Source organism: Allosphingosinicella sp. (assembly GCF_059502505.1).
Genome location: NZ_JCACEU010000013.1, coordinates 21,318 through 43,687, shown reverse-complemented (window position 1 = coordinate 43,687; position 22,370 = coordinate 21,318). Strand labels below are relative to the sequence as shown.

The following is a 22,370-nucleotide window of genomic DNA, read 5'->3' as shown; positions in this document are numbered from 1 at the left end:
CCTGCTGATCCAGGTTAAGCAGTTAAGGGGAGCGGGGCCTTGGCGGCCTCGCGCAGGTAGGTCTCGAGTTCGGCAGCACGATCGGCGGCGATGTGGCCCTTCATGACGCGGGCGCGGGCGGCGCGGCCGATCGCCGCGGAATCCTCCAGGAGGAACCGGACCACGTCGTCGCTGGTGTCGGCGAGGAGGATCTCCCGGCCGGGGACGAACAGGCTGTCGATCCCCTCCCACCGGTCGGAGATCACCGGCACTGCACAGGCGGCGGCCTCGAACAGGCGGACCGACGGAGACCAGCCGGCGGCGATCATGTCGGCGCGGGTCACGTTCAGCGTGAAGCGCGAGGCGGAATAGAATTCGGCATGGTCGGCCGGCGGGCAATGGTCGATGCGCTCGACATTGGCGGGCCAGTCGATGTCGGTCGGATATTGCGGGCCGGCGACGACGAAGCGGCGCTCGGGCATCCGGCATGCGGGCTCGATGAGGAGGCGCTCCAGCGTCGGCTGGCGGTCCGGGCTGTAGGTACCGAGATAGGAGAGGTCCCATCGCTTCGGTACGTCGAGCGGCGGATAGGCCTCTGGGTCGACCGAGCAATAGAGTGCGCGGGCGGCGGGGGAGCCGTAGCGGCGCTCGATGTGGCGCAGCGTCGGGCCGCCGGTGAAGGAGAGATAGACGTCGTAGCCGGGGATGATATCGGGTGAGAGATATTCGAAGTCGCCGCGCTCCAGCTTGGCGAGGGTGACCGGCGTGTCGATGTCGTAGAAGGCAGTGACGCCGCGCGCATGCTCCTGCACGAAGCGGCCGACGGCGACGCCTTCCGGCACATAGGACCCGACGATCACCGCGTCCGCCCGGGCGATCTGGCCGCGCCAGCGCTCCAGGTCCTCGAGGTCCGTATAGAATTCGAGTCGGCAATAATCCGGGTCTGCGAGGTCGCGCTGGCTCGCATACCAAGGCACGTCGCGTTCAAGGAAGAGGATGTCGTGGCCGCGGGCGGCGAACTGCTTCAGCAAGGCGCGGAAGGTCGTCGCGTGGCCGTTCCCCCAGGAGGAGGAGAGGCTGAGGCCGAGCACGACCAGCTTCATGCCGCGCTCCGCTGATCGGTCGCGGCCCGGAGGATCGCGTCCACCTGCTCGCCGCGATGAGCGTAAGTGTGCTCGGCGAGGATGCGGCGGAGCGCGGCCTCGCCGATCGCGCCGGCCCTTTCCGGCGTCAGCGAGCGGACATGCTCGGCGACGTCCTTGCCGTCGCGGGCGACGAGCACTTCCTCGTCCGGCTTCAGGAACTGCTCGAGTCCCTCCCAGGCGTCGGTGATCAGGCAGGCGGCGGCGCCGGCCGCCTCGAACACGCGGGTGGCGGGCGAGAAGCCGATATGCGCCATCGAGTCGCGGGCGACGTTGAGGACGGCAAGCGGGGTGCAGTTAAAGGCGTTGTGCTGGTGGGTGTAGACGTGGCCGAGATGGCGCACGTTCTGCGGCATGCCTTTGCTCTCCCAGCCGTTGCCGCCGATCAGGAAGCTGTGCTCGGGGAGTGATGACGCGGCCTTGAGAAAGAACTCCTCCACCCTGGCTTCCCGATCGGGCAGTCGGTTGCCGAGAAAGGCGAGGTCCGAGGCGAAACGCGCGTCCGGCTCTACCGGGTGATGCGTGGTGGGATCGAGCGCGTTGTAGACGGGAACACAGCGTCGGGCGCCGAAGCCCTCATAGGCGTTCACCACGGGCGGGCCGCCGCCATAGGTGAAGACTATGTCGAGCGCTGGCAGCATGCGGGGGACGACGTGGCTTTCGTCCTGGCGCATCTCGTCCAGGGTCGCGGCGGCATCGACGTCCCAGAAGATGCGCATCGCGCCGGGCCGACTGTGGGCGACGATGCCTTCGAGCAGCTCTGTGTCGAACACGCCGACGCCGCTCGCCTTGACGACGACGTCGGCCTTCCGCGCTTCCTCGAGCACCGATCGCAGCGCCTCCGGCGTGGCCGGATAGACGACGGACTTCGCCCATTCCGGCGCGTCCATGTCCTTGTGCTGCTGCCGGTCGAAGGCGTCGGGCTCGTAGAAGGTGATGTCGTAGCCGCGGCCGGCGAGATCGCGGAGCAGCCCGCGATAATAAGTCGCGGCTCCGTTCCAGTAGGAGGAAAGCAGGCTTGATCCGTAAAAGGCGATCTTCATGCAACGTCCTTGAGAGGCGCCGCCGTGAGGCGTGCATAGATATTCATGAGCTCCTCCGCCCGGTGGGCGCAGGTGTGGCGGGCGCGGATCGTCTCCAGCCCGTTGCGCACCAGCCAGGCGCGGAGGTCCGCATCGTCGCGCAGGCGCTTCATCGCCGCGGCCATTTCCTCGCCGCTGGAGACCATCAGGAAATCCTGGCCGACGCGGAACAGGCCTTCGCTGTCCTCCCACGGCGCCGACAATAGCGGGATGCCGCAGGCGAGCGCTTCGAAGGGGCGAATGGTGGGGATGCCCGGCAGCATGCGGGTGTAGAAGCGGCGCGGCACGTGCACCGTCGCGAGGTGGCGGGCGAACACCCTCGGCGCCTCGGCATTGGCGAGCCAGCCATGATAGCGGCCGCCATAGCGGCGGACCGTGTTCTTGGCCGTCTCGTGATAGCGAACGCCATAGATGTCGAGGCCGAGGCCGGCCTCCCGCGCGGGGCGGAAGAGGAACTCCTTCAGCTCCTTGGTGCGCTCGCCCTCGCCCCAATTGCCGATCCAGACTAGGCCTGAGCGTTCGCCCTCCTCCTGCGGCGGGTGGAAGTGGCGGATGTCCGCGGCTTCGTGCCAGGTGAAGACCCGGCCACCCCAGCCCCAGCGGCGATAGACCTCCGCCAGCGTCTCGCCGAAGGCGAGCACGCCGTCATAGCCGGACAGGTCATAGGCCTTCATCGCCTTCGGCTCACTGACGGCCCGGTGATGGGTGTCGTGGAACAGCAAGGTGAACCGCCCGCCCCGCTTCCTCCGCTCGCCGATCGCCGCGACGAGGTCGTGTTCGTTCCACTCATGAACAATGACCAAGTCCGCGCCATCGAGCATCCGGCCGAGCGGCGGGCGCTTGCCGAACATGGTGGAGGAGAGTTCGGGATAAGCCTGGCGATAGGGTTCGAGGCCCTCCTCGCCATGATCCTTGATCAGATTCTCCATGCTCCACGCGCTGGCGGGCTCGTATGCCGTCACGTGGTGGCCCTGCGCGATCAGCTCGCGAAGCACGCCGCGGAGGAAATGGGCGTTGCCGTGATTCCAGCAGCTCGCCAGCGAATGGGTGAAATAGACGATCCTCATGCCGCCGCCCTCGCCTCCCCGCCAGCCAGGCCGCGGTAGATGTCGAGCATGGCGCCGGCCATGGAGCGGGGGGTGAAGAGTGCCGCTCTCTCGCAGGCGGCGGCGCCCATCCGCTCATCGCCGAGACTGCGCGTGATCGCGACCGCGAAGCCGGCATGGTCGCGCGGATCGACGAAGGTCGCCGCCCCGTCCCAGAGCTCGCGGAAGGTGGGGATATCCGACAGGACCAGCGGACAACCGGCAGCGGCGGCCTCGAGCACAGCGAGGCCGAACGGCTCGTACAAGGCCGCCGACACAAAGACCGGGCGAGCCGCGAGACGCTCGGCCATCTCCCGCTCGGAAAGGGAGCCGACGGCGCGAATATGTTCGAAGGTGAGATGATCCCCATTCGGCCCACGGAGAGGCCCGGCGGCGTAGAGAGGTACGCCCAGCCCGGCAGCGGCCCTGTCCAGGGTGGCGACATTCTTGCCCTTGTCCCAGAGCCGGCCGGCGGTGAAGGCCGATGGCTGCCGCGGGACATCGGGCAGCGGCAGCGGCGAGCGGCCGTTGTGCACCGTGATCGGCGCCCCCCGAAGCCCGTAGGCGCGGCGCGTCATCTCGCCGAAAGCCGCAGTGGGGGTAACGACGGCATTCGCCGCATGGAGCCCCCGGCCGTGGAGTTGCGCACGCCAGCGGAAATCCTCGCTCGGCTCCCCGCCGATCACCGCGTCCCACCAGGTGGCGAGGCAGCTGTGGGAGACGGCGACGACCGGCATGTCGAAGTGGGTGCCCGCCGCCAGCGCCGGGCTGTTGAGCTGGACGATATCGGCTCCCTCGGCACGGGCGAGGCCGGCGATTGCCTGCCCCGCGGCAGCGACGTCCTCCACCTTCGTGGCGAGCCAATCGAGCGGCAGGCCCGTATCGATGAGCCTCAGCTCCGCCGCGTCCCGGAGCTGCTCGGGCGAAGGCGAAGGACCGAGGATCGCGACGATCGGCTCCACACCGAGCGGAACGAGGGCCTTCGCGAGGTCGGTCGCATATTGCCAGACGCCACCGACGGCATCTGCGGTCAGCAGGATCTTCACCTGCCTTCCCTCCGTTGAGGGAGGGGCATCAAACCGCCACCTGGGCCGGAGCGGCGAACTCGCGGTTGATGCCGCGCGATTCCCTCAGCCACTCCGCCAGCCGGGCGACGCCTTCCTTCCAGGGCACGGCGGCCGAGAGGCCGAGCGTCTCGCGGATAGCGCGCGTGTCGGCCACGAAATAGCGCTGGTCGCCGGCGCGCCAGTCCGAGAAGCGGACGTCGATGTCGCGGCCGAGCAGCTGCGACATGTGGGCGATCAACTCGCGCAGGCTCACAGCGTTGGCGGGTCCGCCTCCGAGGTTGAAGGCACGGCCGCTGATGCGATCGATGCTCTCCCAGGCGGCAAGGTATGCCTCGACCGCGTTGGAGACGTCGAGGATGTCGCGCACCTGATGACCGTCGCCGTAAAGGGTGATCGGCTGGCCTTCGAGCGCGCGGATCAGGAAATGCGCGACCCAGCCCTGGTCCTCCGTGCCCATCTGGCGGACGCCGTAGATGCAGCTCATCCGGATCACTGCCGATGGCAGGCCGAAGCTGCGGGCGTAATCGAGGACATATTGATCCGCGGCGCCCTTCGAGCAGCCATAGGGCGTATGGAAATCGAGCGGGCGCGCCTCGCCGATGCCGTGGTCGCGGACGTGCCGGTCCTGAGGGACATAGCGGTCCCCCTCGAGGTGGAAATCGATGTCGGCGAGGTCGCCATAGACCTTGTTGGTCGAGGCGAAGATCACCGGCACCCGCTCGCCGCGAAGGCGCACGGCATCCAGCAGGTTGATCGTGCCCTTGAGGTTGATCTCGAAATCCTCGCGCGGATCGACGAGGCTGGTGGTGACCGCGACCTGGGCCGCCATGTGAAACACCGCCTTCACGTCGCGGGCGGCGCGGGCAAGCTCGTCCTCGTCGCGAATATCGGCCGTGATGCTGGTGACCAGGCCGGGGTGGCGCTCCTTGAGCCAGGCGAGGTTGGTTTCGACGCCCGGCCGGGAGAGCGAGTCGTAGATCAGGACCTCGTGCCCGTCCTCGGCCAGCTTGTTGGCGATGTTGCAGCCGATGAAGCCGGCACCGCCGGTGACGAGCACCGGCCGCGTGTCGGCAGGACCCACGGGGACGCTCACGCGACCAGCCCCCTCGCCTCGAGCTCGGCCCGCGCCTGCTCGACACGATCGTCGGCGGTCTGGACCGCAACCCATTCGGCGAGCTCGGCAAGTCCCTCCTGGAAGTCCTTGCTCGCGCGGAAATTCAGGGTCTCGGCGGCGCGGGTGCCGTCACAGAAGCAGTGGCGGATGTCGCCGATGCGGGACTTGCCGACGATCTGGGGCGAGATGTCGTTCTTGCCCATCGCACGGGCAAGCTCCTGCGCGACCTCGGTCACTGACCGGTCGTGGCCGGAGCCGATGTTGAAGATCTGGCCGTTCGCCTGCGGCAGCTCGAGCGCGTCGGCGAAGGCGCGGGCGACGTCGCCGACATAGACGAAGTCGCGGCGTTGCTCGCCATCCTCGTAGATCATCGGCTGCTGGCCGTTGAGCAGGCGCGACGCAAAGATGGCGAGGACGCCGGTATAGGGATTGGAAAGCGCCTGTCCGGGGCCGTAGACGTTGAACAGGCGCAGGCACACGCCCTCCATGCCGTAGGCGCCGGCCATGATCATGGTCGTGCGCTCCTGCACATATTTGTTGAGCGCGTAGATGGAGGCGAGGTCCGGCGTCTTCCATTCGGGCGTGGCGACCGGCTTCAGCGGTCGCCCCTGCGCATCAAGGGGATCCCAGCTCTCATTCTCGCTGGTCCGCACCTGCCGCCGTGCGTCCTGCACCAGCTTGCCGTCCTGATCCTCGTACAATCCCTCGCCGTAGATGCTCATCGAGGACGCGGTGACCACCCGGCGGACCGGCTGTTCGATCAGCTTCTCGAACAGCACCGCGGTGCCGACATCGTTGACGGAGGTATAGCGCTCCACGGCATACATGGATTGGCCGACGCCGACCTCGGCCGCGAGATGGATGACGCTGTCGACGCCCTTGAGCGCTTTCGCCACTGCATCGCCATTGCGGACGTCGGCACGGATCAGCTCGACCTCGTCGGCTAGATCCTCCGGCCGCTCGCGGTCGCCGTGCACCTGCTCGATCAGGTTGTCGAGGATGCGGACCCGGTGGCCGCGCTGCAGCAGCTCGCGCGTGACGAAGCGGCCGATGAAGCCGGCGCCGCCAGTAATCAGAATCGTCTCAGGCAATGCTTTCCCCCTGTTGCGGTTTGCGGATGGAGCCGCGGCAGGACGCCGCCGGCTGCTTCATCATCATCTTCTTCATCTCTGCCCCTAATGATTCCCGATGCGCTTGGTTCCGCACCCGATCCGTTCGGCCTCGAATGCGGCGCTCTGGAACCCGCGGGGGAATGGCGGGTTGAGGGGATAACGAGGTCGTTACATGTCAGTTCCAATTCCTGCGTGACCACAACCATCCTTCTTATCCGTCACGCAGCCCATGTTGAGCTTGGCCGGACCTTGACCGGCAGGAGACGGGATGTGTCGCTGAGCCGCGAAGGGCTGGAGCAAGCGGAGATCGTCGCCGACCTGCTCGGCGTCGAGCCGATCGCCGCAGTCTATTCGAGCCCGCGCGAGCGCGCTTATTATACCGCGCGCCAGATCGCCGAGCAGCATGAGATGAGTGTTGGTATCGTAGATGCGCTGGACGAGGTGGATTTCGGGGACTGGACCGGACGCAGCTTCGACGACCTCGAAGGCGATCCCTTGTGGGACATCTGGAACAGCGAGCGCGGCAGCGCGCGTCCCCCCGGAGGCGAGGCGATGGCGGAGGCGGTCGCGCGGGCGGTCGGCGGCCTCGAAGCAATCGCTGCCGACCATTCGGACCAGTCGATCGCAGCCGTCAGCCATTGCGACATCATCCGCGGCGTCATCGCTCACTATCTCGGGCTGCCGCTCGACAATCTGCTTCGCTTCGATATCGACCCCGCCTCCGTCTCCAGGCTCGTCGTCGGAAATTGGGGGGCGCGGGTGATGAGTGTCAACGAAAGGCTCTATCAGTGAACTTTGCCGGACGGATAGAACAGGACACAGACGAACTGCGCCAGCGCATCGAGGCGCTCGGCCCCTGGTTCCACAACATGAACCTCGGCGGCGTCTGGACGGCGCCCGACCATTTCCTCGGCGATTATCCCAACTTCAAGTTCCAGGCCTTTGCCGAGCACCTGCCCGCCGACCTCAAGGGCAAGAGCGTGCTCGACATCGGCTGCAACGCCGGCTTCTATTCGATGGAGATGAAGCGGCGCGGCGCCGACCGCGTGCTCGGCATCGACAGCGACGATCGCTACCTCGCCCAAGCCCGGCTCGCGGGCGAGGCCCTCGGCTACGACAATATCGAGTTCCGCAATCTCTCCGTCTACGACGTGGGGGCGCTGGGCGAGCGGTTCGACGTCGTCATCTTCATGGGCGTGCTCTATCATCTCAGGCACCCGCTGCTGGCGCTGGACCTGATCCGGGAGCATGTCGCCGGCGACATCCTGATCTTTCAGTCGCTGCAGCGCGGGAGCAAGGATGTGGCCGAGGTGCCGCAGGACCATCCCTTCTATGTGCCGGGGACGTTCGATCCTCCCGCTTATTTCGACGAGCCGGGCTATCCCAAGCTTCATTTCGTCGAGCGCGAATATGCGCATGACTGGACCAATTGGTGGATTCCGAACCGCGCCTGCGCGGAAGCGATGCTGCGCGCGTCGGGATTCTCCATAGAAACCAGAGCGGAAGACGAGGTCTACATTTGCCGGGTCGCGGAAATGCCCTATGCGAACTGGGGTGAGACGGGCGCGGTCTACCCGGCAACAGGGAGGAAATAGGTTTTGCTCGAAGCGGCGATGATCTGGAACGAGCCCAACAACAAGTCGCATTGGGACCCGGAGCTCGACCCCGACTGGTCGATCTTTTCCACGACCGTCATCGAAGCGGGCAAGGCGATCCAGTCGGTGAACCCCGCGGTGAGGCGCGTGCTCGGCGGCATCTCGCCGATCGATCCGCATTTCATCAACCGCCTCAAAGGCAACGGCGTGCTCGACCAAGTCGACGTGGTCGCGGTGCACGGCTTCCCGCTCGACTGGAACCTGTGGCCGATCAACGAATGGCCCGACCGGATCGCCGAGATCGAGGCGGTCGCGCCCGATCACGAGATCTGGGCGACGGAGGTCGGCGTCGGCAGCTTCGGCGCCGAGGAGGTGCAGGTGTTCGGCATCGACCGCACCGCCGAGCTGCTGCTCGGCCGGGTGCCGCGCGTCTACTGGTATTCGCTGTTCGACCTGCCGAAGAGCTGGGAAGCGACCACGCGGCACAAGCAGGCCGAGGGCTCCAGCTATTACCGCCATTTCTACATGGGCCTCATCAAGGAGGACGGGACGCCGAAACTCGCTCTCGACCATTTCGCGCGGCACACACCGGAAATGGGCATCATGCAGTGGTTCCATTTCGAGGATCACCGGCTGGACGATGCGGTGCAGTGGATGCGGCGGCTGGGCGTGAAGCGGCTGCGAACCGGCCTCAGCTGGTGGGACAGCTACCGGCCCGGCTGGGAAAACTGGTTCGACCGGCAGATGGACGCGCTCGCCGAGTTCGACACCACCGTCACCTTCTGCTTCACGCCGGATTGCGAAGGCATCCAGCCGCACCATACCAGCCCGCCGAAGGACCCGATGTATTTCGCCGATTTCTGCGCCCGGATGATCGAGCGCTACGCGCCGCGCCAGGCGGTGAAGGTGGCGGCCGAATGAGCCTGCACGATCCCCGCACGATCAACGTGGCGATGGTCGGCATCGGCAATTGCGCGAGCTCGCTCGTCCAGGGCGTCGCGCATTACCAGAATGGCGGCGCCAACGAGCAGATCGGGCTGCTGCACTGGGACCTCGGCGGGTACCGCCCCAAGGATATCCGCTTCGTCGCCGCCTGGGACGTGGACCGGCGCAAGGTCGGGCGCGATGTCGGCGAAGCGATCTTCGCCAGGCCGAACTGCACCGCGGTGTTCTGCGACCACGTGCCGGCCTCGGGCGCGAAGGTGCTGATGGGCCGGGTGCTCGACGGCGTCGCCGAACATATGTCCGAAGCGCCGGACGACCGCACTTTCCTGCTCGCCGACGCGGCCGAGCCGGAGAAAGCGGACGTGGTCCGGACCCTCCGCGAGACGCAGGCGGACGTGCTGCTCAACTACCTCCCCGTCGGAAGCCAGCAGGCCACCGAATTCTACGCCGAATGCGCGCTCGAAGCGGGAGTGGCATTCGTCAACAACATCCCGGTCTTCATCGCCAGCGACCCGGCCTGGGCCAGGCGCTTCGAGGAAGCGCGGGTCCCGATCATCGGCGACGACATCAAGGCGCAGCTCGGCGCGACCATCGTCCACCGCGTCCTCACCGACCTCTTCAAGAAGCGGGGCGTGCGGCTCGATCGGACGTACCAGCTCAACACCGGCGGCAACACCGACTTCCTCAACATGAAGGAGCGCAGCCGCCTCAAGTCGAAGAAGATCTCGAAGACCGAGGCCGTGCAATCGGTCGCCGAGCGCCGGCTCGACGAGGAGAACATCCATATCGGGCCGAGCGACTATGTCGCCTGGCAGAATGACAACAAGGTCTGCTTCCTGCGCATGGAAGGGCAGCTGTTCGGCGGCGTGCCGATGAACCTGGAGCTGCGCCTCTCGGTGGAGGATTCGCCCAACAGCGCCGGCGTCGCGATCGACATGATCCGCTGCGCCAAGCTGGCGAAGGACCGCGGGCTCGGCGGCCCGATCCATCCTGCCTCGGCCTATTTCTGCAAGCACCCGCCAGAGCAGATGACCGACGACGCCGCCTGCGAGGCGCTCGAGGCCTTCATCCGCGGCTAGGCTGCGCTGCCGTAACTGCCGTTGAGGTAGAGGAGCGGGTGCACGTCGTCGCGCACCACGATGTCTTCGACCACGCCGATGAAGATGCTGTGGGTGCCGAACTGGTGGTGGTCGGTGCGGCGGCAGAGCAGGCTTGCCTGGGCGTCGGCAAGGCGCGGCGGGCGGTCGCAGTCGAGATGCCAGCCGCTGGCGAAGCGCATTGCCGCCATGCTGCGGTCTGCGAACATCTGAGCGAGATGCTCCTGGTCGCGGTGGAGCACGTTCACGGCGAAGTGCGACACGTCCTTGATCGAGCCGTAGAGCGAGGCGGTGCGGTTGATGCAGACCAGCAGGCTCGGCGGGTCCATTGCCAGCGACGACATGGCGGTGGCGGTGATGCCCATCGGCTGCCCGTCGACGCAAATGGTGATGACGTTCACGGTCGAAGCGACCCGGCGCATCGCCTCGCGGAAGGTTTGGCCGAGATCCGAGGGACTATCGTTCATCGCGGCTGAACTGGGCCTCGAAGGCGAAAAAGGCAATCTCTGCCGCGGCTTCGGCGTCTGCCGGCGCCACGCACGGAGCCGGAGGAGCAGCAGCAACTCTCGATTTTCATTGAAGAAATTCGCCAAACCGGCTTAGCTTCGAATCAGGGACGGGGGACGATGCTCGATTTTTTCATGGCGCCTGAAAATCTGCCGTTCGCGGTGGCGCTGCTACTCATGCTGATGATCGGGGCGGTGGAGGCGGTCGGGCTTGGCGCGAGCGCGGCGCATCTCGACATGCATGCCGATGGCGACGCCGACCTGCTCGGTTGGCTCGGTGTCGGGCGGGTGCCGCTGCTGATGCTGATCGTCGTCCTGCTGGCTCTGTTCGGGCTGATCGGGATCAGCCTGCAGCAGCTCGCGGCCGTTCTCATCGGCGCCCCCCTTTCGCCCTGGCTCGCGGCGCCAATCGCATTCGTCGCCTCGCTGCCATTGCTGGGCGTCGGCGCGCGCGGGCTCGCACGGATCATGCCCAGCGACGAGACCACTGCGGTCAGCCTCGACAGCCTTGTCGCCAAGCGCGCGACGGTGACGGTGGGCGTAGCCCGGCGCGGGTCGCCGGCCCGGGCGCAGGTCCGCGATGCCCATGGCCAGACCCACTATGTGATGGTCGAGCCCAATGACGACGAGCAGAGCCTCGCCGCGGGCGAGACCGTCCTTCTCGTCCGCCGCGAAGGCGACATCTTCATCGGCCTTGGCGAAGGCGACGCATTGCTGCCGCGCCTCGACCAGCAATCTGCATTCAGGAGCTAGCAAATGGGAGACAATCCAATGGTCCAGATGGCCATTTACGCGGGGATCATCCTCGCCGCGCTCGTCACGATCGGCCTGATCGTCACGCGCCTGTACAAGCGCGCGACCAAGGAGATCGGCTTCGTCCGCACCGGCTTCGGCGGCGAGAAGGTGGTGATCAACGGCGGCGCGATGGTGCTCCCCGTGCTCCACGAGACGATGCCGGTGAACCTCAACACGGTTCGCCTCGCCGTCGAGCGCAAGAACAACGACGCGCTGATCACGCTGGACCGCCTCAGGATCGACGTGAAGGCGGAATTCTACGTGCGTGTCCGCCCCGATCGCGAGAGCATCGCCATCGCCGCCCAGACGCTCGGCCTTCGCACCATGCAGCCGGAGCATCTGAAGGAGCTGATTGAGGGCAAGTTCGTCGACGCGCTGCGGTCGGTCGCAGCCGGCATGACGATGAACCAGCTCCACGAGCAGCGCTCCGAATTCGTCCAGAAGGTGCAGCAGGTCTCGTCCGCCGATCTCGCCATGAACGGTCTTGAGCTCGAGTCAGTATCGCTGACAGGTCTCGACCAGACCTCGATCGACCATTTCAACGCCAACAACGCCTTCGACGCCGAGGGTCTGACCAAGCTCACCGAGCAGATCGAGCTGCGCCGCAAGGCTCGCAACGACATCGAGCAGGAGACGCGGGTGCAGATCGAGGCGAAGAATCTCGAGGCGCAGCGCAAGAGCTTCGAGATCTCCCGCGACAGCGAGTTCGCCCGGCTTGAGCAGGAGCGCGAGGTCGAGGTGCGGCGCGCCGCCCAGCATGCCGAGGTGGCGCAGGAGCAGTCGCTTCGCCAGCGCGAGGCGGAGCAGGCGCGGATCGAAGCCAAGCAGCAGATCGACGCCAGCCAGATCGAGGCCAATCGCCTGATCGAGCAGGCCAAGATCGCCCAGGCTCAGGCGATCGAGATCGCCCGCCAGGAGCAGCAGATCGCGGTGCAGAATAAGAGCCGCGAGGAAAGCCAGGCCAAGGCCGAGGCCGACAGGGCGCGCGCCGCTGCCGTCGCCGCCGAGGAGCAGGTCGGCACCGCCCGCGAGACCGAGATCGCCGAGCGCGCCAAGCGGATCGAGCTGATCGACGCCTCGCGCGAGGCCGAGCGGGCCGCGATCGGCATCAAGGTCCAGGCCGACGCCGACAAGCAGGCCGCCGCCGACCGCGCCGAAGCGGCCCGGCTGGCCGCCGAGGGCGAGGCCGAGGCCGAGAAGCTTCGCGCAGAAGCCGCGCGGGTGCGCTTCGAAGTCGAGGCAGCCGGACAGCGGGCGATCAACGAGGCGGCGAACCTGCTCTCGTCCGACCAGATCTCGCTGCAGACCAAGCTCGCCTTGCTGAAGGTGCTGCCGGAAGTGGTGCGTGAGGCAGCCAAGCCGATGGAGGCGATCGACAGCATCAAGATCGTCCAGGTCGATGGCCTGACTGGCCGCGGGGGAGCTGCCGGCGTGGACGGAGCGACGGCCGAACAGGGGAACCTGGCCAGCAGCGCCGTGTCGGCGGCGCTCCGCTACCGCGCCCAGGCGCCGATCGTCGACGGTCTCATGAAGGAGCTCGGGTTCGACGGCTCCACGCTGGAGAACCTCGTCGCCGGCGCGGCCCCGAAGCCGGTGGACGTGCCGGTGGTGACCGTTGTCACAGAAGAGGCTCCGAAGACCTGACCTCGATCAGCCCTCTCCCCCTCGGGAGAGGGCGCGATGCGTTAGCGTGATGAGAACCCCGCCAGCACCTCGCACACCCAGCGACCTCCTGTCAGCGCGGTAATGTCGCTGACGTCCAGCCCCGGATCGAACTCGGTGAGGTCGACCAGCTTCACCTTCTCCTGTGCGCCAAGGTAGCGGCCGGCGGCGAAGAACATGTCTACCGGCATGCCGCCCGGGCGCGCTCCGGGCGCGCCGGGACATTGGGCGCGGTCGATCACGTCGATGTCGAAGTCGATCATGATCGCCGACACGTGGCTAAGCCGCTGGAGCGCCTCCTCCAGCACCGGCACCACGCCGCGGCTCTTCACGTCGGAGATGCTGTAGACGCCGATCCCCGCTTCGTTGGCGACGCGGTGCATCTTCGGCGAATTGGCGTAGGGGGCGAGGCCGATCTGGCAGATGTTGCCGCCAGGCAGACCGTCCTCCAGCAGACAACTGATCGGGTTGCCGTTCATCGGCCCCTCGTCCGTATCCCGAAGATCGAAATGCGCATCGAGGGTGATGAGCCCGACTTGGTCCAGTGGAACGCCGAGTCCGTGGGCCGCTGGACGCGTGACGCCGTTGTGGCCGCCAAGCAGCAGGGTCAGGTCATGCTCTGAGGTGCAGCGAAGCGCAGCGTCGCGGATCGGCTCGAAGCCCTGCTCCGGAGTCAGCGTCTCGACGGGGAGGTTGCCGTGGTCGCGGATCCGCGCCGCCAGTTCCTGCCCCGTCTCGACGTCGTACGTGCTGAAACGGCGGAGGGTCTGGCGGATGAGATCGGGCGCGAGGTCGTAGCGGGCGGGAGTGACGGACCTCTCCTTCATCGGCGCGCCGAGAACGGCGACGTCGGCGGGTCCATCGGTGACCAGGAGGTCGGTGATGCGGGGCCAGCTCATGCTTTGCCCTTAGGCGGCTTCGTGCCAAAGGGCGAGCATGTGGGACCGGCTGCTGATCGACTGCAACATCGCCACCATGGATCCGGCCGTCGCTGCCCCGTTCGGCACAATCGAGGACGGCGCCGTCGCGATCCAGGACGGCCGCATCATCCGCGTTGGACGGCGGGTAGAGCTCGCAGGAATGCAGGCGCGGTCCATCGAGAGGCTCGGCGGCGCCTGGGTGACGCCCGGCTTGGTAGACTGCCACACCCACCTCGTCTTCGGCGGCAATCGGGCCGCGGAGTTCGAGCAAAGGCTCAACGGCGCCACCTATGAGGAGATCGCCCGCGCCGGGGGCGGCATCGCCTCGACCGTCACGGCGACCCGCGGCGCCTCGGCGGGCGAGCTGATCGCGTCGGCGCGCGCGCGGCTCCAGGCGCTGATGCGCGGCGGCGTCACCACGATCGAGATCAAGTCCGGCTATGGCCTCGACACTGCGAGTGAGCTCAGGATGCTCAATGCGGCGAAGGCGCTCGGCACCAGCGAGCCGGTGCGGGTCGTGCCCACCCTGCTCGCACTCCACGCCCTTCCAGCCGAATACAAGGGCCGCCGCGAGGACTATCTGCGCCTCGTCCTCGAAGAGCTCCTCCCGGCGGCCTCGGGCCTGGCGACCAGCGTCGACGCCTTCTGCGAAGGCATCGGCTTCACCCCGGCCGAAGTGCGGGCCCTCTTCGAAGCGGCGCAGCGGCACGGTCTCCGGGTGAAGCTGCACGCGGAGCAGCTCAGCAACCTCAACGGGGCCGCGCTGGCGGCGGAATTCGGCGCCCTTTCCGCTGATCATCTCGAGCATGTCGACGGGGCTGGCGTCGCGGCGATGGCGGCGGCGGGCATGGTGGCGGTGCTGCTCCCCGGCGCCTTCTACGCCCTCTCCGAGACCCACAAGCCGCCGGTCGACCTGCTCCGCAGGCACAAGGTGCCGATGGCGGTCGCTACCGACTGCAACCCCGGCACCTCCCCCATCCTCTCGCCGACGCTCATGTTGAGCATGGCCTGCACCCTCTTCCGCCTGACGCCGGAGGAAGCGCTCGCCGGCATGACTCGTGAAGGGGCCCGCGCCCTCGGCCTGCTCGACGAAATCGGCACCGTCAGCGCCGGCAAGGCGGCAGACCTCTGCGTGTGGCGAGTGAGCCGGCCGGCCGAGCTCTGCTACTGGATCGGCCTGCCGGGACCGGAGCGGCGGATCGTCGCCGGCGCGGACGCCTAGCCGCCGAGCCGCAGCAGCTGGCCGTCCTCGGCATCCGTCAGCAGATAGAGATAGCCATCGGGGCCCTCCCGTACGTCGCGTATCCTGGCGCCAAGCCCGGCGAGCATCCGTCCCTCCTCGACGAGCAGGTTGGTGTCGCGGCCGACGCTCAGTCGCACCAGCGACCGCGCGGCGAGGCCGCCGACGAAGAACCTGCCGGTCCAGTCGGGAAAGCGGCTGCCGCGATAGAGAGCCAAGCCCGAAGGCGCGATCGACGGCGACCAGACGAAGCGCGACGCCTCGAAGCCGGGGGCGAATGCGCGTTCGGTGATGACCGTCCCGTCATAATCGATGCCGTGGCTCACCGCCGGCCAGCCATAATTGAGGCCGGGCTTGATCAGGTTGATCTCGTCGCCCCCGCGCGGGCCATGCTCGTGCGCCCAGACGTCGCCGGTGCCGGCGTCGCGGGTGAGACCCTGGATGTTGCGGTGGCCGCTGCTCCAGATTTCGGGCGCGGCCCCCGGCTTGCCGATGAAGGGATTGCCGGGTGCGGCGGCGCCGTCGCGCGTGAGACGCAGCAGCTTGCCGAGATGCGAGGCCATGTCCTGCGCAGCGTCGCGATAATCGAAGCCGTCGCCGACACTGAGCAGCAGGCTCTTGTCGGGCAGGAACAGCAGGCGCCCGCCCGGGTGCGAAGGACCCTTCTTCGGCACGTTGACCCGGAAGATGACCCGGCCGTCCAGCAGGCGGTCTCCGTCGAGCCGCGCCTTCCAGATCGCCCTGCGGTTCGCAGCCTCCGTGCCTTCGACGAAGGCGAGATAGACGAAGTGGTTCGAGGCGAAGTCCGGGTCCAGGGCGACATCGAGATAGCCGCTGTCCGCCTGGGCGAGCACGTTCGGCGGGCCACCCGCCAGCAGCGCGCCGGATGGCTGGCCAGCTCGGATGAGGCGCAAGCCCCCATACCTTTCGGTGACCAGCATCGCGTCATCGGGCAGGAATGCGAGAGACCAGGGGTGACGGAGGCCCCGCGCCACCACGGAAAGCTCGACCCGGTCGACGGGAGGGATCGTGACCCGATCGATCGCCACCGCCGCCTCGCGGCTGCTCGGCTCCTGTGCGGGGCCCGCCGCTCCGGGGAGCAGGATGGCGGCGCACAGCAGCGCCCTTCCGATGATCATGGCGCACCTCCCCATCCCTACAGGGAGGCTAGTCCAGAGGCGGCCGAAAGAACAGCCTACTTGCTACCAGCGGCGCTCTCGCGATAGCGCCACCGGCATGACCAATCGACGCGACAACAGCCGCCGCATCCGGGCGCGGACCGGGCCGGAAAGGCAAGCGAAGCACTGGACCACCGAGGCGGCGGTCAGGATGCTTCAGAACAATCTCGACCCGCAGGTCGCCGAGGCGCCGGAGGAGCTGGTCGTCTATGGCGGCATCGGCCGGGCGGCGCGCGACTGGGAGAGCTTCGACAAGATCGTCGAAACGCTGGAGCGGCTGGAGGAGGACGAGACCCTGCTCGTCCAGTCGGGCAAGCCGGTCGGGGTGTTCCGGACGCACAGCGATGCGCCGCGGGTGCTGATCGCCAATTCGAACCTGGTGCCGAAATGGGCGACGTGGGAGCATTTCCACGAACTCGATCGCAAGGGCCTCATGATGTACGGCCAGATGACGGCCGGCTCCTGGATCTACATCGGCACCCAGGGGATCGTGCAAGGCACCTACGAGACCTTCGCCGAGATGGGGCGTCAGCATTATGGCGGAGACCTTAAGGGTCGCTGGATCCTGACCGCGGGGCTCGGGGGAATGGGCGGTGCGCAGCCGCTCGCGGCGGTGATGGCGGGGGCGCATTGCCTGGCGATCGAGTGCCAGGAGAGCAGGATCGAGAAGCGGCTGGAGACGCGCTATCTCGACTGGCGCGCCACCTCGCTCGACGAGGCGCTGGAGATCATTCGCACTGCGGATCAGCCGACCTCGGTCGGCCTGCTCGGTAACGCCGCCGAGATCCTGCCGGAGATGTTGAGGCGCGGCATCCGACCGGATGCGCTCACCGACCAGACCTCCGCGCACGACCCTGTAAACGGCTACCTGCCCATCGGCTGGACCGTCGAGAAGTGGATTGAACTGCGCGAGCGTGATCCGAAGGCCGTCGAAGAAGCCGCCCGCGCCTCCATGGCCGTCCATGTCGAGGCGATGCTTGCCTTCCGCGAGCAGGGCGTGCCGACCTTCGACTATGGCAACAATATCCGCCAGGTCGCCAAGGACGAGGGCGTCACCCACGCCTTCGACTTTCCCGGCTTCGTGCCGGCCTATGTCCGGCCACTCTTCTGCCGCGGCGTCGGGCCGTTCCGCTGGTGCGCGCTCTCCGGTGATCCCGAGGACATTTATCGCACCGACGCGAAGGTGAAGGAGTTGATCCCGGACGACCCCCATCTCCACCGCTGGCTCGACATGGCGCGCGAGCGGATCGCCTTCCAGGGGCTGCCGGCACGGATCTGCTGGGTGGGGCTGGGGCAAAGGCACCGGCTCGGTATGGCTTTCAACGAGATGGTGGCGCGGGGCGAGCTGAAGGCGCCGATCGTGATCGGCCGCGACCATCTCGACAGCGGCTCCGTCGCCAGTCCCAACCGTGAGACGGAGGCAATGCGGGACGGCTCGGATGCGGTGTCGGACTGGCCGCTCCTCAACGCCCTGCTCAACACGGCGTCCGGCGCGACCTGGGTGTCGCTGCATCATGGCGGCGGCGTCGGCATGGGCTATTCGCAGCATGCCGGCATGGTGATCGTCGCCGACGGCACGGCGGAGGCCGCGCGGCGGCTGGAGCGGGTGCTCTGGAACGACCCGGGCACCGGCGTCATGCGCCATGCCGACGCCGGCTACGACATCGCGATCGACTGCGCCCGCGAGCAGGGCCTCGACCTGCCGATGGTGGCGCGATGATCCTGAAGCCTGGGAAGGTCACGCTGGCGGAGCTCCGCCACATCTGGGACGGGGCGCCCGTCGAGCTTGAACAGTCTGCGTGGGAGGCGATCGACGCCGCCGCCGAGAGCGTCGGCCGCATCCTCGCCTCCGGCCGCACCGTATACGGCGTCAACACCGGCTTCGGCCTGCTCGCCCAGACGCGCATCGCCGATGACCGCCTCCAGGAGCTGCAGCGCAACCTGATCCTTTCGCACAGCTGCGGCCTCGGCGACGCTCTCAGCCCCCGCGTCACGCGCCTCGCCATGGCGCTGAAGGCGATCGGGCTCGCCCGCGGGCATAGCGGCGTTCGGCGCATGCTGGTCCACCGTCTGCTGGTCCTGCTCGAAGCCGACGCCCTAGCCGTCATCCCCGCCCAGGGTTCGGTAGGCGCCTCGGGCGATCTCGCGCCGCTCGCTCATATGAGCGCCCCGCTGATCGGCGAGGGCCAGATCGCGCTCAGGGGCGAGCTGATGCCGGCTGCGGCCGCGCTGGCGCAGCTTGGGCTGGAGCCGCTGGTGCTGGGGCCGAAGGAGGGCCTCGCCCTCATCAACGGCACCCAGATCTCCACCGCGATCGCGCTCGACGCATTGTTTACCGGCGAGCGCGTGTTCAACGCCGCACTGCTGGCCGGGGCTCTCTCGGTCGACGCGCTGAAGGGCAGCGTCGCCGCCTTCGATCCGCGCATTCACGAGGCCCGCGGCCAGCCCGGCCAGATCGCCGTCGCCGCGGCGCTGAAGCGCCTGCTCGAAGGCAGCCCGATCAACGCGAGCCACGTCGACTGCGAGAAGGTTCAGGACCCCTACAGCTTCCGCTGCCAGCCGCAGGTGATGGGCGCCAGCCTCGACCTCCTCCGCCACGCCGCGCGGACGCTCGAGATCGAGGCCAACGCCGTCACCGACAATCCGGTCGTCTTCCCCGACGCCGACGAAGCCCTCTCCGGCGGCAATTTCCACGCCCAGCCGGTCGCTTTCGCCGCCGACACGCTCGCGATGGCCCTGTGCGAGGTCGGCTCGATCTCGGAACGCCGCCTCGCCGTCCTGCTCGACCCCAAGATGAGCGGCCTTCCGCCTTTCCTGGTCAGGGACAGCGGCGTCAATTCCGGCTTCATGATCGCCCAGGTCACCGCCGCCGCCCTCGTTTCCGAAAACAAGTCGCTCGCCTTTCCAGCCAGCGTCGATTCCATCCCGACCTCGGCCGGCCAGGAAGACCATGTCTCGATGGCAACGCACGCTGCGCGAAAGGCGGCGACGATCGCCAGCAACGCGGCCGGAGTGATCGGCATCGAGCTGCTCGGGGCCGTTCAGGGCATCGACTTCCACGCGCCCCTGCACACCTCCGCACGCCTGGACGGCGTGGTTCGGGCGGTGCGGCGCGCCGTCCCGCATTACGATGCGGACCGCTACCTCGCCGACGAGCTCGCCTGGGCCAAGGCGGCGGTGCTGGACGGCACCTTCATGCCCGACGAGCCGCTGCTCGGCTAAAGAAAAGGGCGCCCGGATCGTGCGATCCGGACGCCCCTTCTCAACCCCAACGGTGCGTCAGACGAGCAGTTCGTTCTGCAGCGCCGTCTCGGCCGCGTGCGACAGGCCCGCCGAGCCGGCGAAGACCAGTGCCGAGTCCGTCACCCGGTCGCCCTGGACGAGGATGGTGATGTCGTCGGCGCCGTTCTCGATGAAGATCCGGCCGGCCGAGATGGTGACGTCGCTGCGATCCACGCCGACCAGCGAGCTGAGGTCGATCACATCCCCGCGGCGGAAGTCGAGGATCGTGTCGGTGCCGCCGTCCTCGCCGAAGACGAAGATGTCGTTGCCGTTGCCGCCCTCCAGCCGGTCGTCGCCGGCGCCGCCGCCGATGATGTCGTTGCCGTTGCCGCCCTTGATCGTGTCGTTGCCGTCGCCGCCGGTCAGCACGTCATTGCCGTTGCCGCCGTCGACCCGGTCGTTGCCGGCGCCGCCGTGGATGCGATCATTGTCGTTGCCGCCGTCGAGCGTGTCGTTGCCGTCGCCGCCGTCTATCGTATCGGCCGCGTTGCCGCCCGAGATCCTGTCGTCGCCGCCAAGACCGGAGAGCGTATCGGCGCTGTTCCCGCCGTTGAGCACGTCATTATGCTCGCTGCCCTCGACCTTCTCGATCGAGATCAGGCGGTCGCCTTGGCCGGAGCCGGTGAAATTGTTGCCCATCGATATCGTGACGCCGGCCGCCGAGCCGACATAGCTCGCGGTGTCGAAGCCGGCGCCGCCGTCGAGCGTGTCCTTGCCGTCGCGGCCGATCAGCACGTCGTTGCCGGCATTGCCCTTGAGGACGTTGTCGGCCGCATTGCCGACCAACAGGTCGTCGCCGCTGCCGCCGCTGGCATTCTCGATCACCACGCCGTTGGCGATGGTGAAGCCGCCATAGATGCCGTCGACATAGGAAACGACGCCGCCGCCGGTCGGCGTATAGTCGAGCGTCGCCGCGGTGAGATCGATGATCGCGTCGTCCGAGCCGTTGTGGACGATGAGATCAGTGCCGCCCGTGTCCCAGATGGTCGCGAAGAAGGTGCCCGGCGCGTTCTGGGTCGGCAGGACGTAGGTGTCATTGCCGGAGTTGCGGGTGGTGTTGGCGCCGTATTTGCGCTGAATGAGAGCGATGTCGAACGCGCTGGGCCCACCTTCCGAAGCGTAGGTGAGCTCGAATGACGGCGGGTTGCCGAACGGCACGCCCGGCTGGGTTTGCCAGCCGGTATTGTAGGACATCGTCGTGTAGACGCCCTGGTTCAGGTTGAAGACGCCAAAGCTGTAGAAGGCGCCGAACACGCCCTCCATCACGGTCGAGTCGCCGCCCGTATCGTGCGGGTGGGCGAGGCCGAGGCCGTGGCCGATTTCATGAACCAGGGTGACGAAGCCGAAGCCTCCCTGTTCAAGACCGCCCTCGTCGTCCCAGCCGTCGCCGTTGACGGCGAACTCGCCCACCCCGGAAAAGGCGCCGGTGTTCGGCGGGCCGAAACGGCCGAGGAAGTCGTCGCTCTCGACCGTCACCATCTTGAACGTCGCGTTCGATGCGTCGTTGGTGATGACGAATTCGAGGTCGGCGATATTCTCATAGGTCTCGAGCGCGGCCATGGCGCGCGAGATCTCATAGTCGCTCCAGCCGAGTGACTCGCCCGATCCTCCGAAGCTCTCGCCAGCCTTGGCGAAATAGACGGTGACCACGTTGCCGTCGAGCTGAGTGCCCCAGTCGATCGAGTCGAGCGGATCGGCGGTGAAGTCGATCTCGATCTCGTTTACGTCGACCGTGTAGCCGCCGATTGAGCCGGCATAGGGGAATACGCGCAGATAATAGCTGCCCGTTTCCGACGCGAAATAGCTGAAGCCGGAGCTCCAGTCGGAGCCGTTCAGGTCGTCGTTGAAGGCGACCAGATTGCCGTCCTCGTCGAACAGGGCCAGGCGCGTGTCGACCTCGCGACCAGCCGGGATGCCGGTGGTCCCGACGGTGTTGTAGTCATAGCCGCCGGCCGTCTCGAAGCTGTAGGTCTTGCCCGCCTCGAGCGTGACCACATACATGTCGGCATCGCCGCTCGTCTCGGTAGAACCGAAATAGGTTTCACCGACCGTCAGGGTCGGGTTCGAGGCGTCGGGGATCGGGGCGACCGTATCGACCGCCGGTACCAGCCGCACGTCGAGATCATATTGGCCGGCCTCGGCGGGCTGGCCCGGGTTGGTGAACGCCTCGGCGCTGATGAAATAGGTGCCGGTGGCGGTTGCGGTGAAGTTGATCAACGAGCTGATGCCGGCGCCGCCGTCATCGTCATAGGCGATCATCTGGCCGACATTGTTGTAGATGATCAGGAACGGATCGAAGATCGGCTGCTCGCCGCTGCCGCGAAGCGTGACCGAATAGGTCTGGCCGGCGACGACATCCAGGCCAATGACATCGACGTCGTTGGAGGGGCTGATGAAGGCGGTCAAGGTTCCGCCCGCGGCTACGGTTGCGGTCGTGCTCGGATTGGCGGGGATGGTGTCGACGATGCCGAACGCCGTCTCCGACATCGGCGACTTGCCGCTGACCTTACAGACCGGGCAGCCGCAGCCCCGGTAATCGGTCACAAACTCACGCTCCGCGGATGCGGCG

General features: G+C 67.3%; 19 protein-coding genes. 9 read left to right on the top strand and 10 right to left on the bottom strand.

Going from position 1 to position 22,370, the window contains the following annotated elements; translation table 11 throughout:
• Positions 1-14: 14 nt before the first annotated feature.
• The 6 genes from AC5JBD_RS01505 to AC5JBD_RS01480 are packed head-to-tail and all read right to left on the bottom strand — an operon-like array spanning position 15 to position 6,560.
• On the bottom strand, positions 15-1,082 hold the full coding sequence (locus AC5JBD_RS01505; RefSeq protein ID WP_495719990.1) for a CgeB family protein: 1,068 nt from the start codon (positions 1,080-1,082) through the stop codon (positions 15-17).
• Positions 1,079-2,164: a CgeB family protein gene (locus AC5JBD_RS01500; RefSeq protein WP_495719989.1), complete on the bottom strand. Its 1,086-nt coding sequence runs from the start codon at positions 2,162-2,164 to the stop codon at positions 1,079-1,081. The genes AC5JBD_RS01505 and AC5JBD_RS01500 overlap by 4 nt, the downstream gene beginning before the upstream one ends.
• Positions 2,161-3,270: a CgeB family protein gene (locus AC5JBD_RS01495; protein ID WP_495719988.1), complete on the bottom strand. Its 1,110-nt coding sequence runs from the start codon at positions 3,268-3,270 to the stop codon at positions 2,161-2,163. Before AC5JBD_RS01495 ends, AC5JBD_RS01500 begins: the two co-directional genes overlap by 4 nt.
• On the bottom strand, positions 3,267-4,334 hold the full coding sequence (locus AC5JBD_RS01490) for a glycosyltransferase family 4 protein (RefSeq protein WP_495719987.1): 1,068 nt from the start codon (positions 4,332-4,334) through the stop codon (positions 3,267-3,269). The genes AC5JBD_RS01495 and AC5JBD_RS01490 overlap by 4 nt, the downstream gene beginning before the upstream one ends.
• 28 nt (positions 4,335-4,362) lie before the next feature.
• Positions 4,363-5,448 carry an SDR family NAD(P)-dependent oxidoreductase gene (locus AC5JBD_RS01485; protein ID WP_495719986.1) on the bottom strand — a complete coding sequence of 362 codons (1,086 nt, stop codon included), beginning with the start codon at positions 5,446-5,448 and terminating at the stop codon, positions 4,363-4,365.
• Entirely contained in the window at positions 5,445-6,560 is a 1,116-nt protein-coding gene (locus AC5JBD_RS01480) for an NAD-dependent epimerase/dehydratase family protein (RefSeq protein ID WP_495719985.1), read from the bottom strand. Before AC5JBD_RS01480 ends, AC5JBD_RS01485 begins: the two co-directional genes overlap by 4 nt.
• Positions 6,561-6,773: 213 nt before the next feature.
• On the opposite strand from AC5JBD_RS01480, the gene AC5JBD_RS01475 reads away from it, so the two are divergent.
• The 4 genes from AC5JBD_RS01475 to AC5JBD_RS01460 are packed head-to-tail and all read left to right on the top strand — an operon-like array spanning position 6,774 to position 10,200.
• Positions 6,774-7,373 (top strand): histidine phosphatase family protein, encoded by a 600-nt coding sequence (locus AC5JBD_RS01475; RefSeq protein WP_495719984.1) that lies wholly within the window; start codon positions 6,774-6,776, stop codon positions 7,371-7,373.
• On the top strand, positions 7,370-8,176 hold the full coding sequence (locus tag AC5JBD_RS01470) for a TIGR04290 family methyltransferase (protein ID WP_495719983.1): 807 nt from the start codon (positions 7,370-7,372) through the stop codon (positions 8,174-8,176). The genes AC5JBD_RS01475 and AC5JBD_RS01470 overlap by 4 nt, the downstream gene beginning before the upstream one ends.
• 3 nt (positions 8,177-8,179) lie before the next feature.
• Positions 8,180-9,097, top strand: coding sequence for a beta-xylosidase (locus AC5JBD_RS01465; RefSeq protein ID WP_495719982.1), 918 nt, complete (start codon positions 8,180-8,182; stop codon positions 9,095-9,097).
• Positions 9,094-10,200 (top strand): inositol-3-phosphate synthase, encoded by a 1,107-nt coding sequence (locus AC5JBD_RS01460; protein WP_495719981.1) that lies wholly within the window; start codon positions 9,094-9,096, stop codon positions 10,198-10,200. The genes AC5JBD_RS01465 and AC5JBD_RS01460 overlap by 4 nt, the downstream gene beginning before the upstream one ends.
• Here AC5JBD_RS01460 and AC5JBD_RS01455 read toward each other — a convergent pair.
• Positions 10,197-10,685, bottom strand: a complete 489-nt coding sequence (locus AC5JBD_RS01455; protein WP_495719980.1) for a flavin reductase family protein — start codon at positions 10,683-10,685, stop codon at positions 10,197-10,199. The two genes, AC5JBD_RS01460 and AC5JBD_RS01455, sit on opposite strands and share 4 nt — an antisense overlap.
• A 159-nt stretch (positions 10,686-10,844) precedes the next feature.
• Between AC5JBD_RS01455 and AC5JBD_RS01450 the strand changes: the two genes are divergently transcribed.
• Together AC5JBD_RS01450 and AC5JBD_RS01445 are read left to right on the top strand one after the other, a co-directional pair.
• Positions 10,845-11,477 carry a YqiJ family protein gene (locus AC5JBD_RS01450; RefSeq protein ID WP_495719979.1) on the top strand — a complete coding sequence of 211 codons (633 nt, stop codon included), beginning with the start codon at positions 10,845-10,847 and terminating at the stop codon, positions 11,475-11,477.
• 27 nt (positions 11,478-11,504) lie between these two features.
• Entirely contained in the window at positions 11,505-13,163 is a 1,659-nt protein-coding gene (locus AC5JBD_RS01445; protein WP_495720100.1) for a flotillin family protein, read from the top strand.
• 41 nt (positions 13,164-13,204) lie between these two features.
• Here AC5JBD_RS01445 and AC5JBD_RS01440 read toward each other — a convergent pair whose 3' ends face one another.
• Complete coding sequence (locus AC5JBD_RS01440) at positions 13,205-14,080, bottom strand: arginase family protein (protein WP_495719978.1); 876 nt, start codon at positions 14,078-14,080, stop codon at positions 13,205-13,207.
• Positions 14,081-14,117: 37 nt separating this feature from the next.
• Here AC5JBD_RS01440 and hutI point away from each other — a divergent pair, with 37 nt between their 5' ends.
• Positions 14,118-15,323, top strand: a complete 1,206-nt coding sequence (hutI, locus tag AC5JBD_RS01435) for an imidazolonepropionase (RefSeq protein ID WP_495719977.1) — start codon at positions 14,118-14,120, stop codon at positions 15,321-15,323.
• On the opposite strand, the gene AC5JBD_RS01430 is transcribed toward hutI, so the two are convergent.
• Entirely contained in the window at positions 15,320-16,480 is a 1,161-nt protein-coding gene (locus AC5JBD_RS01430; RefSeq protein ID WP_495719976.1) for a PQQ-dependent sugar dehydrogenase, read from the bottom strand. The two genes, hutI and AC5JBD_RS01430, sit on opposite strands and share 4 nt — an antisense overlap.
• Positions 16,481-16,577: 97 nt before the next feature.
• Here AC5JBD_RS01430 and hutU point away from each other — a divergent pair, with 97 nt between their 5' ends.
• A complete protein-coding gene (hutU, locus tag AC5JBD_RS01425) occupies positions 16,578-18,239 on the top strand; it encodes a urocanate hydratase (RefSeq protein ID WP_495719975.1) in 1,662 nt (553 codons plus the stop codon).
• Positions 18,236-19,741, top strand: a complete 1,506-nt coding sequence (gene hutH / locus AC5JBD_RS01420; protein WP_495719974.1) for a histidine ammonia-lyase — start codon at positions 18,236-18,238, stop codon at positions 19,739-19,741. The genes hutU and hutH overlap by 4 nt, the downstream gene beginning before the upstream one ends.
• A 57-nt stretch (positions 19,742-19,798) precedes the next feature.
• Here the strand turns inward: hutH and AC5JBD_RS01415 are convergent, their stop codons facing one another.
• Positions 19,799-22,345, bottom strand: coding sequence for a M10 family metallopeptidase (locus AC5JBD_RS01415; RefSeq protein ID WP_495719973.1), 2,547 nt, complete (start codon positions 22,343-22,345; stop codon positions 19,799-19,801).
• Positions 22,346-22,370 lie beyond the last annotated feature (25 nt).